The organism is Cystobacter fuscus (assembly GCF_044360685.1).
GTDB classification, from domain to species: Bacteria; Myxococcota; Myxococcia; order Myxococcales; family Myxococcaceae; genus Cystobacter; species Cystobacter fuscus_C.
Genome location: NZ_CP043491.1, coordinates 10,651,195 through 10,667,735, shown reverse-complemented (window position 1 = coordinate 10,667,735; position 16,541 = coordinate 10,651,195). Strand labels below are relative to the sequence as shown.

Annotated in this window: 11 protein-coding genes; 1 reads left to right on the top strand and 10 read right to left on the bottom strand. The window is 67.4% G+C overall.

Translation table 11 applies throughout. The features are described from left to right. Window positions 1-177: 177 nt before the first annotated feature. The 9 genes from F0U63_RS43615 to F0U63_RS43575 form a co-directional block, all read right to left on the bottom strand. Window positions 178-1,368, bottom strand: a complete 1,191-nt coding sequence (locus F0U63_RS43615) for an alpha/beta fold hydrolase (protein WP_395840334.1) — start codon at window positions 1,366-1,368, stop codon at window positions 178-180. 74 nt (window positions 1,369-1,442) lie between these two features. Next, on the bottom strand, window positions 1,443-1,724 hold the full coding sequence (locus tag F0U63_RS43610) for a hypothetical protein (protein WP_395840332.1): 282 nt from the start codon (window positions 1,722-1,724) through the stop codon (window positions 1,443-1,445). Window positions 1,725-1,882: 158 nt separating this feature from the next. Next, entirely contained in the window at window positions 1,883-3,322 is a 1,440-nt protein-coding gene (locus F0U63_RS43605) for an NAD(P)/FAD-dependent oxidoreductase (RefSeq protein WP_395840330.1), read from the bottom strand. A 5-nt stretch (window positions 3,323-3,327) separates the two neighbouring features. Next, window positions 3,328-4,716, bottom strand: coding sequence for a radical SAM protein (locus F0U63_RS43600; protein ID WP_395840328.1), 1,389 nt, complete (start codon window positions 4,714-4,716; stop codon window positions 3,328-3,330). A 3-nt stretch (window positions 4,717-4,719) separates the two neighbouring features. Beyond that, window positions 4,720-5,589 (bottom strand): hypothetical protein, encoded by an 870-nt coding sequence (locus F0U63_RS43595; RefSeq protein ID WP_395840326.1) that lies wholly within the window; start codon window positions 5,587-5,589, stop codon window positions 4,720-4,722. Next, window positions 5,586-6,986, bottom strand: a complete 1,401-nt coding sequence (locus tag F0U63_RS43590; protein WP_395840324.1) for a hypothetical protein — start codon at window positions 6,984-6,986, stop codon at window positions 5,586-5,588. The genes F0U63_RS43595 and F0U63_RS43590 overlap by 4 nt, the downstream gene beginning before the upstream one ends. A gap of 9 nt (window positions 6,987-6,995) precedes the next feature. Continuing rightward, on the bottom strand, window positions 6,996-8,477 hold the full coding sequence (locus F0U63_RS43585) for a ferritin-like domain-containing protein (protein WP_395840321.1): 1,482 nt from the start codon (window positions 8,475-8,477) through the stop codon (window positions 6,996-6,998). 233 nt (window positions 8,478-8,710) lie between these two features. Then, complete coding sequence (locus F0U63_RS43580; RefSeq protein ID WP_395840319.1) at window positions 8,711-9,049, bottom strand: peptidoglycan-binding domain-containing protein; 339 nt, start codon at window positions 9,047-9,049, stop codon at window positions 8,711-8,713. 6 nt (window positions 9,050-9,055) lie between these two features. After that, a complete protein-coding gene (locus tag F0U63_RS43575) occupies window positions 9,056-10,237 on the bottom strand; it encodes a DUF748 domain-containing protein (protein ID WP_395840316.1) in 1,182 nt (393 codons plus the stop codon). Between the two features lie 224 nt (window positions 10,238-10,461). On the opposite strand from F0U63_RS43575, the gene F0U63_RS43570 reads away from it, so the two are divergent. Beyond that, on the top strand, window positions 10,462-15,729 hold the full coding sequence (locus tag F0U63_RS43570) for an AAA family ATPase (RefSeq protein ID WP_395840314.1): 5,268 nt from the start codon (window positions 10,462-10,464) through the stop codon (window positions 15,727-15,729). Window positions 15,730-15,768: 39 nt separating this feature from the next. Here F0U63_RS43570 and F0U63_RS43565 read toward each other — a convergent pair whose 3' ends face one another. Then, window positions 15,769-16,470: a DNA-binding protein gene (locus F0U63_RS43565; RefSeq protein ID WP_395840312.1), complete on the bottom strand. Its 702-nt coding sequence runs from the start codon at window positions 16,468-16,470 to the stop codon at window positions 15,769-15,771. Window positions 16,471-16,541 lie beyond the last annotated feature (71 nt).

Below are 16,541 nucleotides of genomic sequence, written 5' to 3'. Positions count from 1 at the left end.
GCCGCGACGCTTCCCTCTTCCTCTCGGGCCTGTGACTTCTGCGCGTGCATGGACTTCATGGCGTACTACCACGCGCCCAACGAGCAGGCCCGGCTGGAGGACTTCCGCCAGGGCTTCTCCATCCTCCGCGAGCTGCTCGTGCGGCTGTGAGCGGGCGGGTGGTGCGCCGCCGGGTCTTCAGGTGGGCCCGGCGGAGTTCCGGCCGATGAGCTGGCGCAGCCGGGTCTCGAAGCCGCGAGGATCCTCCATCATCGGGAAGTGGCCCACGCGCTCCATCATCTCGAGCTCCAGGCCCTCCAGTCCTTCGATGGGCTGGATGAGCGGGACGAGGGGGGCGGAGTTGATCGTCGCCACGGGGCGGGTGAGGAGCGGCCAGCGCGCATCGATGTCCCAGCGCAGCAGCGCGTCCAGCACGGCCACCGCGGTCTCGGGCTCTTGAGCGCTCATGGTGGCGGCGATCCAGTCGGCCACGCCGTAGCCGAGCGCGTCGTGCAGCGTGATCATGCGGACGAGCGCCGTCATCGCTTTCGGAAAGTCCGCCCGGAAGGCGTTGCAGCGCTCCGTGATCTCCGCGGGTGGCCTGCGCCGGTACATGGCGGCATCGGTGAAGGTCTCGACGCCAATCACCTTCCGGCACCGGTCCGGTCTCGCGATCGCTATCTCGAGCGCGACCGGCCCACCGAGCGAATGGCCGACGAGGATGAGTTCACGCAACTCCAACTGCTCGATGGCGGTGACGACGTCCCGAGCCATCGCGTCGATGGGATAGGCGGAGCCCGCGGGGAGGCGGCTCGACAGGCCATGGCCGGCCAGGTCCACCGTCACGACGGTGAAGTCACGGGCCAAGGACTCGCGCTGCGCATCCCAGAACCGCTGGTCACAGCACCAGCCATGGATGAGGAGGAGGGTCGGCGCACGGGTGCCATGCTGGGACCAGGCCAGGGTACGGCCATCGGGCAGCGTCACGGTGCCCTGCCGGGAGGTCCCGTCCTTGTTCGTCCCTGCCCGGGTGTGTCCCTCCGGGGGTGGTGAGCTCTCGGTGGGGGGAAGATCGGCGGCGTGTTTCATGCGGACGTAGCCCATGCAGAGCCCCACGAGAAACAGCAAGCCCCCGGCTTCGATGCTCGCGATGTTCATGAGGAGCAGGCCCAGGGGATCCAGCGACTGTCTATCGGTGAAAATGAAGGCGAGGAACGAGAGCAGCGCCGCCATGCTGGTGGCGGCGAGCGCGAACAGCAGGCCCATGCGGAGGACGCGTGCCGTCCGGGGAAGGACACGCTCCAGCAAGAACACCAGGATCAGTCCGAGCAGACAGATCGCGGCGGGAGCGAAACCGAACACCACATAATCGAAGGGATCTCTTTTCATAGGGGTCCCCCCGCGAGCAGGAGAAGGACAAGGGTCCCTCGGGCCGCGGGGGCGACGGGTTTGGAGGACGCGCCTCAGGGACAGACGCAGGTGCCCGTACACGCGTAGTCACGCGTGCAGGTGTCGCCGCCACATGCGGCGGCGCACTGGGTCTGGGTGGTGTAGTAGTTCTGGTAGTTGCACGTCCACTTCAACGGGCAGATCCCCACCAGGGCCGTGCTCTGCTCCTCGACGGAGAGCTGCTGCTCGGCGGTGGCGGGCTCGGACTCCGGGACCTGCACGGCCTCGGTGCCACAAGCCGTCAGGGAAAGGGTGAGGCCCGAGATGAAGACAGCCAGAAGAGACTTGATGCGCATGAGGGAAGCTCCTGGGTGGTGACTGCCAGGAAGACGCTACCCCCACGCTTCGAGCACCCGCAAGCCAGCGGCGAGGTGCCGGAACGAATTCCTTGAATGCCCTGGTGTGTCCCTCCAGGCGGCGATAGGCCCCTCCTGCCTTGAAACCTGGAGCTGCTCTACCCGCTGCCTGGGTTCGGTGGGCCGCGCGGGTGGAGCATCCCATTGGCGATGAGCCAGGCGGCGATCTCCAATCCCTGGCGCATGGGCACTCGCGGGGTCCACCTGCGCACGATGTCGAGCAGCGTCCCTCCGCGCTCCACCTCGTCGAGCAGCGGCGCGAGTTCGACGTCTCCCAGGAAAGCCACCGCCCTGGACAGGCTCGGGTGGTGCAGTGCGCGGCAGGGCTCGATGAAGTCGCCCCGGATGCAGGGCAGCTCGACGAGTCGCATTCCCTCCGAGCGCATGACGGGGACATGCAGCAGGGCGGCGGGGTCGGACACGTTGGGTGCCGCCTCGGGTCTCGCTGGGTGCTGGGCCTCGGGAGCCGCGCGCCTCCTCCAGAAGGGACTCTCGGCATGGCGGACCAACTCCCGGTAGTGCCCGGCTGCCCAGGCCGCGTGCCGCTCCACGGCCTCGTGCTGCCGTTGCTCTTGGAAGGAGCGCACGACTGGGGCACTCCCGGGCCTCTCCAGGAGCGTGTGCACCGCGATGCTCCCGGACAAGGCCGTCTGCATCGCCTTCTCGACCCCCGTCGAGGAAAGGGGGTCGATTGCGAAAGCCGCCTCACCTAGCTTCACGAAGTCCTGCCCGATGCTCTCCGCATCAGCGTAGGCCGTCGCATCTCGAGCGCGGATGTCACCCAGGAGTTCTGCCCGGGCGCATGCCTCGAACAGGTGGGATGCCGCCAGCCGGGAACGCAGGAGGGCCTCCAGCCCACGCCGGCCCGCCAGGCTGACGGTTTCGGGATCGAGGAAGAGCATCACGCTGAAGGTTCCGTCCGGTAGCTTCGTGCCCCAGTACCAGCCATCCTCCACTGCCTCGATCCGGGTGGTGTCAGGCAGCTTCTCTCCATGCAGATAGGCATGGAGTGCGAGGGTCCGGGGGGCGGTGGGCCGCCGCGCGCCGGGGAGGAAACCTCCGCGACCACTCGCATCGACGATGAAGCGCGCTTCGATGGACAACGCCTCGCTGCCCTGGAGCGCGAGGAGTTCATGGCCACCGTCACGGCGGTGGAGCCGCTGCGCCACCGCCGGCCGGAGCACGTGCACTCCCTGCTCCGCCGCGGCTGTGAGCAGCAGGTTGTCGAAGCGAGCGCGGTCGACGATCAAGCCTGGCGCATGGCCGCGTTGCTCCACCTGCTCCACGTGTTCGCTGGCCCAGCGCACCTGGGACCGCTTTCCCAGCGCGAAGTCCGCCGAGGCCACCCGGTCCCGCAGCCCGAGTATCTCCAGGATGGACCAGACACCGGGCGTCAGCGACTCGCCCGGGCGGCGCTGGGAGGACACACTCCGCTCGAGGAGGCAGACCCGATGACCGAGCGCCACCAGCCTCATCGCCGCGGTCGCTCCTGCGGGGCCTCCACCGATGATGCACACGTCGGTCCGGATGCTGGTCATGGGGTTCAAACGCCAGCCACGATCCCGAACCACTCCGGCTTCGCGCGGGAAAGCCGCAGGTAGGCGTCCAGACAATAGTGCAGCCATCCGCGGATGTAGTTGCAGGCCGGGCGTCCACGGTGGATGACCTCGTGGTGGCAGCCACCGCTGCACATGTAACGCGCCCAGCAGCGGTTGCAGGGCTGCTGCACGTGCACATGCCGCTCGGCGAGCCACCGTCCCTGGAGCGTGGGGTCCACTCCGGTGTCGGCATGGCCGAGTTGGCCCTCCTTGTCGCCGACGAAGCGGTGACAGGCTGCTACGTCCCCATCCGCGGAGATGCCCACATATCCAGCGCCTGCTCCGCAGGGATAGGGGCGGTGCGTCCCCTTGTGGATTTCCCTCAACGCGTTGACGATGTTGGTGAAAGGGTAGCGTTCACCGGCGAGGACGCGTTGTTCGAACTCCCGTCCGCAGTCGACCATCTGTTGCAACATGGCCTCGAGATCCTCCGCCTGCATCTCGTCCTTGCCGGTGGGGGAGCGGAGCATCGGTGAGAAGCCGACGCCGTGGAATCCCAGCGCCACCATCTCATCCAGCGCCTCGCGCAGTTGAAGGTTGCGCGGTGTCACGGTGACGCGGGCGGAGACCTGCATGCGCCGTTGTGAGGAAAGCAGCGGGCGTACCGCGGCCATGACCGTATCGTAGCTGCCTCGCCCGCCCTTGAAGGGCCGCAGGCGGTTGTGCGCCTCCCGGGGCCCGTCCAGGCTCACCGTCACCGCGAAGCCGTACTGTTCGAAGAACTCGCCGTCCTCCGGGGTGAGCAGGGTTCCATTGGTGGTGATGGAGAAGGTGAGCTGTACTCCGCGTGCTCGAGCCTGCTCGGCGGCGTAGCGGGTCGCCGCGCGCAACACGTCGCGGTTGGCGAGCGGCTCTCCCCCGAGGAAGGCGAGGTTGGCCCGGCTGCCGGGTGCCTTGCTCGCGAGCAGGAGATCCACCGAGCGCAGGGCCACTTCGAGCGGCATGTTCTTGGCCCGGCCGCCGAAGTCGCCCTCCTGGGCATAGCAGTAGGTACAGCCGAGGTTGCACTTCTGCGCGACCGCGAGCGAGATGGCGGTCACCTCCGCCGAAGCGAGCGGCTCGTCCCGGACGAACGGCGGCGCGTCCACGCCCAGCGCCTCGAGCAGCCGCTGCACCGCCGCGTCATCGCCCGCCTCCGCCGCGGCGTCCAGGGCGGCGAAGGCTTCCTCGTCCACATCGAACAGGCGGCTGCCGTCCACCACGAGCAGGTGCCGCCTCTCTCCCGCGGAGAGCAGGTGCACGTCGCGCGTGCGTGGCCTCGAGACCGTGAACAATTCTCGTGCGGCGGGTGGCTCACCCATGGGCATCACCTGGGAGCTCAGCGGAGGCGCCATGGGTTACTTGCTCCCCACGCGCTCTTTGTCCTGGGCGCTCACCGGCAGGGACTCGTCGGCGTCGCGCCCGTGGATCTGGAAGCGCAGCAGGCGTTGCCACTGCTTGAACAGATCGTCGTACGAGAAGAGGCGTGAGTCCTGACGATTGTCGGGGACGTACTCTCCGGTGCGCTGCTTCTGCATCCAATTGTCGCCCCGGCTGCTCCCATCCGCGTCTGGCCGGACGTTCACGTAGTCCGGGCGGCTGGCGGCCCAGTAATAACAGGCGCACTCGCGGTAGTCGTTCTGCCACGGAGAGCACAGGCCCTGAGTGAGCTCACCGGGCTGGAGCAACTCGGGGTTGAGGGCGACGCCACGAGCGGAGGTGCCCTGCGCGGGCGTGTCGAAGACCTTGCGCAGCTTCAGCTCCACGGTGAGCATTCTTCCGTCGGAGGGGATGGGGGTGTCGCCCGGTGCCTCCTCGAGGGTGAAGTCGCACGCGACCATCTCGCCCTGCTTGCTCCACAGGCGCATCAGGGCGTTGGACCACTCCATGAAGGCCGTGGCGCTGGGGTTCTGCGCGGTGCCGAGCGGATTGGGGTCCCCGCCTGGCATCTGTGGCCCCTTGACCTGGGTCACGAGCGGGAGGCCATCGACGCGAAGCATGCGGTGTCTCAGCAGGTTCGCATGCCTTTCGTCCTCCACGGCGACGACGTAGTTGGAGTTCTCCGACATCACCAGGCCCTCGAACATCCTGCGCCAGAGATTGCGGAAGTCGAACTCGAGTCCAGGGAACGAGTTGGAGATGGCGCTGTCCGGGAGCGTGCTCGCGGGGTTGCCGGTCGCGCGGTGATTGAGCTGCGCGGTGAGATTCCTGGGATTGAGCTTCTTCATTTCTTGTCCCCCTTGCTCTCGCTCTCTCCGTCGAACAGCGCACGGCTCGCCGTCTTGAGAACGGTGTCTATCTGCCGCCGCGTGAGCGCCAGCGCTCGCCCGTCGGCGCCGCGCATCAGCGCCGGCATCTTGCGCCGTCCCTCGTCGGACATGTCACCGATCTCCTCTGGCTGCCGCAGCACCTGGTAGAACCACGGCGCCGCACCGGACCGGACCGAGGTGAACACGCGCTGGTGCAGCGCGAGGAGGGCGAGGTTGTCGACCAGGGTTGGCGACATGATGGGCTCGTAGCGTCGGCCGTAGTCGTTGGTGTCCTGGCGCACCATGGTGCTGGCCACGTTGAGCCGGCCGTCCACCGCGTTGCCATTCATCACCGCGGTGTTCATCAGCCTCACCGTCTCGAAGGCCTTGCGCACGATCTCCTCCGCCTCCGCGATGGGCACGTCGTCCGGCGCCGTCGGGCCGAGGAGCGCCTGCTCCAGGTCGTCGTAGACGGTTCGGATGGGCAGGGTGTCGGGCGAGAAGGCGGGCGGGCCGGCACCAATGTGCCCGATCGCCCTGAGTGAGCCAGTCCCCGTGCGCAGTTCCACGGCGACGAAGCCATCACACTCGTCATCCAGGTAGCCCCAGCTCACTCTCCGGCCGTCCTGGGTGTCATATCCCGCGAAGATCTGGGCGGGATTGGTGTACGCCGGGTTGTAGGACGAGGTCTCGGAATATCCGCGCCAGGTGCCCCTGCTCGCATCGTAGAGCACCTTGTCCTCGGAGTTGATGATGGGATCGTTCTCCTCCTGGCGGGCACTCGTGTGCCGCGTGGTGCTGGCGCCGTAGACCTCACCGCGGGCCGGGGTGAAGCGGAAGCGTATCTCGGGGAAGTTGGCGGTCGGTTTGATGTATCGCACCGAGCCCAGGGGCAACGTCTTCCCAGGGTGGAAGTTGTCGCAGCGGCCCAGCAGCGGGTGGGCCGCGTGGTCATTGAACGGTTCGAGGATGGCCTTGATGCGGTCCGCCGGCTGGCCCGTGCGCCGCTCGACCTTGATGTTGGCCACGTGCACCGACCAGTGGACATCCGCCGGACTGAGTCCCTCCTCCGTCAGGATGTCGAGGGTGAGCGGCACCAGGTCCGCCTCGTCTCCGCGTCGCACGAAGACCTCGAGGAAGGGCGCCACCGGGCGGATCCGCCCATCGTCCTTGAAGCGGATGACCTCCGGGACGTAGCTGTGCTCTATCTCCCCCGTGGTGGAGTTCACCACCAGGGTCTGCTCGGGGTGTATCTGCCGGTACCCCAGGGGGTCTTTCTCGGACACGCGCAGCTCATAGGCCTCCAGCGGTGTCTCGGAGTCGCCGAGCCGCCCGATGGCGAGCGGCGGCAGGATGCGGATCTCTGTAATCGCCATGGGGTTCTCCTAGCCTCGTCTCGCGCGTGGGGTACCGGGGTTGTCCTGCAGCATCGCCTCCACCGTCCGCATGGCACGCTCATCCGCTCCCTGGAGTGCCACGAGGTATTGCTGGCGCTCGGGGCTGGTGATGGCCTGGAGGTCGCGGACCAGTGTCGCCGAGGCCTCCAGCAGGTCGCGGTGCAGCCTCCAGCGGTTGTATTCGCCCTCGGGAAGGACGAGCGTGTAGGGCATCTCGAACGTGGGGGCGGCGACGCCATCGCCCGTCTCGTTACGAGGGGTGCGGACGAGGATGTTGGCGATGGCGCGGACGTTGTACATCTCGCCGAAGGTCGCGTTGATGATTGCTCCGCGCGCCGTGGGCATGCCCTCGTGGGAGAGTGGCCCCGGAACGGTATAGGCGTGTGAGATGTCGGCGAGGAGCATCCGGTAGCGCAGGTTGAAGAGGTGCGCCCAGAGAAGCGCCTCCGGGTGGGTGATCGCCGTGGCCGGGGTGGTGCCCACCTGGCCATCGCCGTCCAGGTCGTCTGGAGTGGCCGGGTTGGTGGGGACACTGCGTGTGGCGGTCCACCCGCTGTGGGCACCGGACTCCTTGTATTCGATGTAGATCTTCAGGAACCGCGCGAAGTGCGAGGGAGCGTTGTCCGAGTCCACGGGCGCCTCGCCCTGCTCGGCGATGGCCTCGAGCGCGGTCACGGCGTCATCACGAGAGGCCAGCGGTTTGACGATCACATCGGGGGTATCCGCCACGGCCGCCTTCGTCGCACGGGCGAAGGTCTGGCCGCGAGCGCCGCCCTGATAGCCGCGCCCCCACTCGTCCCAGGAGGCCTGGAAGGGGTAGGTGCTGGCGTCGAAGTCGGAGTCCGGCAGGTAGGGCCGCTCGCCGGGCTGCGCGGGGCTGAGCAGCTCGATCATGGTGGAGTAGAGCGCGCCCACACGGTGGAGTTGCCCTCCGTTCGCGGCTTTTTCGGCCTCCTGCCGTATCTCGTCCGCCAGCGGGCCCGTCCAGTCGGCGGGCATCTCGGCATAGACATATTTGGCGAGTGAACCCAGGGTGAGCGGCTCGAGCGCGAAGGGGAAGGGATAGAACTCGCTGCTGAAGGGATAGTCCTCGCGGTCCAGATTGAGCGGACCACCGAGGAGGCGCAGGACGTTCTGGACCGAGATGAGATGCCCCATCTCCTCCTTGGCGATGCCGAGGATGACCTCCTGCCAGCCCTGCACCATGGCCTGGTGTTCCGGGGGAACCTGGGAGCCGCCCAGTGAGTAGGCGGCGTAGAGATACTCCACCATCAACGCGTGCTCTATCTGCGCGCCGATTTGCAGGAGCATGATGGTGTAATCACGGATGTTGAATTCGGGCGGTGGCTTGATCTGCCGCTCATCCGTGTGTTTCGCCTTCAGCGCGGCACCCAGCGTCATGTAGGCCGCTCGGACTTGCTTGGGCGGGACGCGGAACGAACCCAGGTGACGTTTCAACCGTGTGCGCATGTAACCCCCCTCTATGCCGTGATCCGGTCCCCGCCAGCTGAAGACGCCGACCTACGCCACCGGAGGAAGAATCACGTGGGCTGCACGCAAGCACAGGGTTTTTAATTTTGCAAGTCACTCCCAGGTTACGGCACAGGGGAAGGAGTTGAGGCGGCCGCGCATCCTGAGCCTGCCCCGTCCTTGTTTCTCCATTCCTGACGCGTGAAGTCTTTGTCACCTGCCTCGGGACGACGTCACTTCAAGCGCTCGAACACGTCTCCCGGTGCGAGCCCCAGGGCCTCCATGGTCCTCGCATCGGGGACGCCGGTGGCTGGCAGGCGATGGGCCTTCTGGGCCCGCTGGAGCGCGGTGCTCGTCGGCTCATCGAGCACCCCCTCCTTCCACTCCTCACGGAAGTCATTCCTCGCGAGCGCCTCCTGGATGCGCTTCACCGCCCCCTTCTGCAGGAGTGCCTCGGGGTCGAGCGCCACCTCGACGGGCTTCTGGGTGGCCTCCTGGCGCGCCTGTTCACGGTCCTCCACACAGCCGCAGAGGGCGACGCCGAGTGCCGTGATTCGCAATGTCTTTCGCATGGGGGGCTACTCCTTCACCGGTTGGGCGCGTGGTGTGTCGCCGCTCGGCTTCAGCGCTTCCGCGGCCTGTTGGAGGATGTTCTGCTTCTCGCCCGCGACGGCTGGCGGCGTATTCCTGAAGGAGCCGGCGAGTCCCTCGACGAAGGCGTTGCGGATGACGCCGAAGATGGTGGGCCAGAGCTGGATGTCGGGGCTGCTGAGGTCGCCCCGGATGGGGATGATGGTCGCGACCTTCTCCTTGCCCTCGGGGTCCTCGTCCTTGTTGCTCTTGAAGAGGTCGAAGGCGATGTCCGCGAGCGCGGCCTTGATGCGCGCGCCCAGTCCCTTCTCCGCGGGCTTCGCGTCGAGGCCGGAGAGCACGGGCTTCACGCCTCCCTCGAGGTGGCCCCGCTCGGTCTTGAAGCTGGCGAACATCTCGAAGACGCCCTTGGGCAGGTCCACGCCCGTCTTGGCCTTGAGCAGACCATGGAAGTCGTTGAGCTCGAGCCCCTTCACCTGGAAGCGGCCGGCGAAGTGTGGTGGCAGCGTGAGCGGGTCGACCGAGAGGAACATCGAGACCTGGCCGGTCTTCTGCAGCGTGGCGCTCATGGCGATGATCGTCGCCTGGCCGAGCGACAGCGGGCGGTTGGTCGCGAGGTTCTCGAGCGTCAGGTCCATCGAGTGCAGCCAGATGGACGGCAGCTCCTTCTCGCGGCGGTCCTCGATGAGAAGCTCTCCGTCCAGCAGCTCGACCCGGTCGACGCGGCTGGGTGGAACGGACTCGAGCGCCCGGACGAGCCGCTCGAACGGCGGTTGGAGCTTCTCCCGCGTCTCCTCGACCTCCTGCTTCACCGCCTTGCGCAGTACGTAGGAAATCTTCGGCTTCTCGATGCGCACCGAGCTGATGACCCGGCCGCGCAGCAGGTCCAGGAACGACAGTTGCGCCTGGATGCGCTCGGCGTAGAGGAGCGGCGGCCCCTCGCGGCCGGGGGGCTCCTCGAAGAGCTTCAGCTGGGTGATTTCGTAGCGCAGCGGAACGAGCGACAGGGAAACGCTCTTGAAGTCCGAGGAGAACCCCTTGAGTTCGCTGAGTGCACGCCGGGTGCCCCAGGCGGCGAGCGGATTCAAGAAGACGCTCAGGAGCACGCCCAGGACGGCCAGCATGAGCAGTGTGCCGAGGAGCAGGCGGCGTTTGCGTGTGGAATGCATCGTGCAGCGGGATCTAGGAATCCCGCTTCGTTCACGGAAGGACTCCTGGAGAGGAGGACCCGCGAGATGGTCACCTCTCGCACACTCACCGGCCGCGCCCGGGTGGCCGTCGAGGAACACGCCACCCGATGGGAGGGGCGAGCCCACCCCCGGATGCGTACAATTTGGAGTGCCAACGCAACAACGTCATGGAAACTGGTTCTGGCCAACGGGTGTGCTCAACCATGTTGGATATTCCGGGGTACAGGGTTCTCGGCACTCTCCGAGCCACGGGCTCGAACGTGCTGTTGCAGGCGGTGCGCGAGGCGGATGGCCTGCCCGTCATCCTCAAGACGCCCACGGTGGTCTCTCCTGGTCGCACGGAGAGCGAGCGATACCGGCGGGAGTTCGCCATCCTGCAGAGGTTGCGGGACGTGCGAGGGGTGGCCAGACCCCACGCCTGCGAACGGCTCGGCGAGCGCCCCGTGCTGCTGCTGGAGCAGGTGGAGGGGCAGGCCCTGTCCGAATCCACGGGTCAGCCCCTGGCGCTCCCCCGGTTCTTGAGTCTGGCCCTCTCCCTGGCCTCCACCCTGGAGGAGGTCCACTGCCGCGATGTCATCCACAAGGACATCAAACCCGCCAACATCATCCTGGAGCCGTCGGGGGAAGCGCGGCTCATCGACTTCGGCGTGGCCACCTTGCAGCGGGTGGAGCACCTGGACGCGGCGCCCACGCATCTGGTGGAGGGCTCGCTGGCGTACATGTCACCGGAGCAGACGGGGCGGATGAACCGGGCGCTGGACTACCGCACGGACTTCTATTCGCTGGGGGTGACCTTCTATGAGCTGCTCACGGGGCATCATCCCTTCCAGGGAAAGGACGCGCTCGAGTGGTTCCACGCCCACATGGCGCGCAAGCCCCGGCCTCCGCACGAGCTGAACCCGCGGGTGCCCCCTGCCTTGTCCGCCATCGTCCTCAAGCTGCTGGCGAAGGTGGCCGAGGAGCGCTACCAGAGCGCCGCGGGACTCCAGGCGGACCTGGAGCGCTGCCGCGAGCTGCTGGGCCGGGGCGTGCGCGAGGTGTTCCCGCTGGGGACGCGGGACACGCCCAGCCGCTTCCAACTGCCGCAACGGCTCTATGGGCGTGAAGCGCAGGTCTCCACCCTGCTGGAGGGCTTCGAGCGGGTGGCGCGCACGGGAACGCCGGAGCTGTTCCTCGTCAGCGGGTATTCGGGCATTGGCAAGTCCTCCGTGGTGCAGGAGCTGCACAAGCCCGTGGTCGAGCGCCGCGGCCTCTTCTTGAGCGGCAAGTTCGACCAGTTCCAACGGGACGTTCCGTACCTCACCCTGGCCCAGACGATCCGGGGCCTGCTGCAACAATTGCTCGCGGGGAGTGATGAGGAGGTCGCCCGGTGGCGCGAGCAGGTGAACCGGGCCTGGGAGGGCCGGGGGCAGATGCTCGTGGACCTGGTGCCCCAGCTCGAGGTGCTGGTGGGTCCTCAGTCCTCGCTCCAGGAGGTGCCTCCGAGCGAGGCCCAGCGCCACCTGCATTGGCTGGTCCGCCAATTCGGCTCGGTGTTCGCCACCCGGGAGCACCCCATGGTGGTGTTCCTGGATGACTTGCAGTGGGCGGACCTGGCCAGCCTCCAACTGCTCGCTCAACTGCTGTCGGGGCCCGAGGCCCTCCCGGTACTCTGGATTGGTGCCTACCGGGACAACGAGGTGAGCCCCGCGCATCCGCTCCTGTTGGTATTGGAGGAGATGCGCAAGGTGGGGGCGAGGGTGACGGACCTCCGCCTGGAGCCCCTGAGCGTGGCGCAGGTGGAACTGCTGGTGGCCGACACGCTGCCGGGAGCGGGAAAAGAGGTCGTCGTGCCCCTCTCGGCGCTGGTGCACGAGAAGACGGGAGGCAACCCCTTCTTCCTGCTGCAGTTGCTGGTGGCGCTCCACCAGGATGGTCTGCTGGTGCGCGTGCCTGGAAGCGGATGGCGGTGGGATGCCGAGGGAGTACGGGCCCGCGACTACTCGGAGAACATCGTCGACTTCATGGTGGGCAAGCTGCGCCAGTTCCCCCCGGGCACGCAGCACCTGCTGCGGCTGGCCGCGTGCGTGGGCACCCACTTCTCCCTCCAGATGCTGGGCACCCTCGTCGGTCTGACGGAGGTCGGGGAGGTGGAACAGGGGCTCGAGCCCGCGCTCCGGGAGGGCATGCTGGTGCGCACGGGCCCGGAGCAGTACCGCTTCCTGCATGACCGCATCCAGCAGGCGGCCCACTCCCTCATCTCCGAGGAGGAGCGCAAGGCGGTCCACCTGCGCATCGGCCGGCTGCTGCTCGTGAGTCTTTCCCAGGAGCAGCTGCGCGACTCGCTCTTCGACGTGGTGAGTCAGCTCAACGCCGGGATGGAGCTCATCGAGGAGCCCGCCGAGCGCCACCAGCTCGCGCGGTTGAACGCCGAGGCGGGTTGCAAGGCCAGGGCCGCGGTCGCGCTCCGCCCCGCCCTCTCCTATCTCACCACGGCCTTCGCGCTCATTCCCGGAGACCCCTGGGAGACGGACCCCGAGCTGGCCTTCAAGGTGAGACTCGAACAGGCGCTGTGTGCCTTCACGCAAGGCGACATCGCCGAGGCGCGCCGTCTGGTCGACGAGCTCCGCCCCCGGGCTCGGACTTCTTCGGATACCGTCGCCGTCTACACCCTGAAACAGGATGTCCACTTCGCCGCGCGTGAGGGCCAGGAGGGCATGGCCTGCATGCTGGAATGTCTGACGTTGTTGGGCATGTCATTCCCTCGTCACCCCTCGCGAGAGGAGACGATGGCCATCTACGAGGAGGCCTGGGCCTTGCTGGGGGCGCGTCCCATCGAGAGCCTCATCGACCTGCCCCCCATGACCGACCCGGACATGAAGCTGATCGTCCGGGCCCTGCTCAAGCTTTTCTATGCCGCGGCCGGCACCAGCAAGCACCTGGTCATCATCGCCGTGAGCCGGATGGTCTCTCTCTCCCTCCGCCATGGTTTCGTGGATGCCACCGCGAGCGGATGCAGCTGGTTTGGTCTCATCGCCGGCACGTACTTCAATCGGTACCGGGAGGGCCTTGCCTTCGCCAGGCTCGCGCTCGAGTTCACCGAGCGCTACAACCTGTCCACCAGCCGGGCGGGAGTCCTCCTCTGCCTGCAGTACATCGGTTCCTGGAACCTGCCTCTCCCCCAGGTGCAGCAGGGCCTCCTCGACGCCTTCCACCAGGCGATCCACGTCGGGGACACCACGGTGGCCGCCTACTGCAACCTCTTCATCGCCACCAATCGCCTGGCCATGAGCCACGATCTGGAGGAGGTCTACCAGGAGTTGATCGTCCGCGGCGAGTTCGCGCGCAAGATAGGGTTCCTGGATCCCCAGGAGGCGCTCCTCCTGGTTCAGCGCTACGTGCAACAACTGCGCGGGCACACCCTCTCGTTCAACACGCTGAACGGAGACGGCTTCGATGAGCAGTCCTTCGAGGCCCGGATACCCGGGAGCATGATCCGCACGTGGAGTTCCTATTGGATCATCAAGCTCCAATCGCGCTTCATGTGTGGCGCCTACGTGGAGGCCCTTCGTGCGGCGGACAAGCTGGCCGAGCTCCTCTGGGTCCACAATGACGTCTTCCACCTGGGCGGGTACCACCTCTACCGTGCCCTGTCCCTGGCCGCGTGCTTCGAGGGCGCCACGCCGGAGGAGCAGGGCCAGTTCCTCGAGGCCATCGCGCTTCACCGGCAGCGGTTCGTGGAGTGGGCGGAGAACTGTCCCGAGAACTTCCACGTGCCCGAGCGGCTGGTCTCCGCGGAGCTGGCCCGCCTCACGGGACGGTCCGAGGAGGCCACGCGCGCCTACGAGGAAGCCATCCGCTCGGCCCGGAAGAGCGGGGCCACCCAGTACGTCGGACTGGCCAGCGAGCTCGCCGCGAACTTCTGGCGCACCCGGCAGTCGCCCATCGTCGCTCATTCCTTCGCGCGTGAAGCCTGGGCGGCGTACCGGCGGTGGGGGGCCCTGGGCAAGGTGCAGCACCTGGAGTCGCTCTGGCCCGAGCTTTCCTCCTCCTCGAGCACGCAAGAGGCGCGGACCACCGGCGGCACGGATTCCACCCGCATCGACGCGCTCACGGTCGTCAAGGCCCAGCAGGCCGTCTCCAGTGAAATCGAGCTGGAGCGTCTGGTGACCACACTGCTGCGCGCGGCCATCGAGAACGCGGGCGCCCTGCGAGGCGCCTTGCTGCTGCCCCAGGGAGACACGCTCTCGGTGGCCGCCGTGTCTGATACTTCCGGGGAGGCAGGGGCCTCGGGGCTGCCCTGGCCACTCATCTCCTATGTCCGGCGCACGCGCGAGCACGTGCTCATCGGCGATACCTCCAAGCCCCATCCCTTCTCCTTCGATGAGTACCTGGCGCACGGTGGAGCGCGCTCGGTGTTGTGTCTGCCCTTGTCGAGGCAGGAGCAACTCTCCGGGGTGCTCTACCTGGAGAACCACCTGGCCACCAATGCCTTCAGCCCCGCGCGGCTGACGATCCTGGAACACCTCGCCTCCCAGGCGGCCATCTCCATCGAGAACGCCCGGCTCTACGAGGATGTCCAGCGCGCCAGGATGGAGTTGCGCCGGGCCAATGAAGAGCTGGAGCAGCGGGTGCAGGAGCGCACGCGCGAACTCGAGCAGGCCCAGGCCCGCCTGGTGGACACCGCGCGCGAGGTGGGCATGGCGGAGGTGGCCTCCAACGTGCTGCACAACGTGGGCAATGTGCTCACCAGCGCCGTCGTCAACCTCGAGACGATGCGTCAGTCCGTGGGCGCTTCTCGCGTGGGCCGTTTGAAGCGGGCCACGTCGCTGCTGCTGGATCACCAGGAGGACCTGGCCGACTTCCTGGCGCAGGGGGCTCGCGGCAGCCACCTGCCGGGCTACCTGTCCGCGCTGGCCGACGAGCTGGTGCGCGAGCAGACGCACCTCATGGAGGACATGGATGCGATGGGCCGTCACATCGAGCACATCCGCGCCATCGTCCAGGTCCAGCAGACGTACGCCCGGACCACGCTCATGACGGAGGAATGCGACCTGGCCCAGCTCATCAACGATGCCTTGCGCATCCAGCTACCGGTGCTGCAGCGTCACGGCGTGTCCGTCCGCCGTGAGCTGTCCCCGGTGCCCCGGGTGATGGTGGACAAGCACAAGGTGTTGCAGATCCTCATCAACCTGCTCAGCAATGCCACGCACGCGTTGGACCCGAAGCCCGAGGGCACGCGCCACCTGTGGGTGCGGCTGCGGGCGGAGGGGCCGGTGGCGCGCATCCAGGTGGTGGATGATGGGGTGGGCTTCGCTCCCGAGGTGAAGGGCAGGCTGTTCTCTCATGGCTTCACCACGCGCAAGGGCGGCCACGGCTTCGGACTGCACTCCAGCGCGCTGGCGGCACAGCTGCTGGATGGCCGCCTGACCCTCGAGAGCGAGGGGCCGGGCAAGGGCGCCGTGTCCACCCTGGAGCTTCCGCTCAACTAGGTGGATGGGCGCCCGCGCCCGACAGGCCATCGCCGCCGGCTACCGGGCCTGCACCACGAGATCCGAAGGCTGCCGGGGCGCCACTTCCAGGGTATCCTCGTACTGCGACGAGAAGCCCGTCACCTGGAGGGTCTGTCCCACCGTGAGGGCGTTCAGCGTGGCCGGGTCGAAGCCGGCCGAGCCGTGGATGTACACCTGCACCTCGCCCGAGCCGTCATCGACATACAGCTCGTACCCGTAGGGCAGCTCGTCGTTGATGGGCTGGGTCACCCTGGCGTTGATGCGCACGAGCAGACCCTCGGTGGACTCGCCCACGTCTCCGGTTTTCACGTCCTTGGCTCCCACCTGCTGGGTGCCGGCCAGCGTCTCGACGGAGCCGGGCTCGCTCTCGAGGATGCGCAGATTGGACTCGTCGTTCAGCGTGCCCGTCACGCGCACGTGGGCGCCCAGCCCGAAGCCGGGCTTCTGCGCCAGCTTCACGTAGATGCCACCGGTGTTGTCCTGGAGCGCGAAGCCCTCGTTGCCCAGGGCCGAGGCGAAGGCCCCGGGCTGCACCGTGACGTACCCTTCCACGGTCACCTGGGTGCCGTTGGCGCGTCCGCGCGCCTCGGAGATGGGTGTGCTCCTGGGCCCTTCGGAACCTGTGTGGCCGCAGGCCGCGAGCACCACCGAGAGCGTCAACAGCAGGAAGCGCGTCCCCATGGGCATGCGCGAGGAGAATGCCGACGAAGAGAGGGTCATGAGGCGCGAACTAATGACCCCTCGAGTGGAGCGTCAAGCAACAGGGAAATGGTGCGTGGGCATCCGTTTGG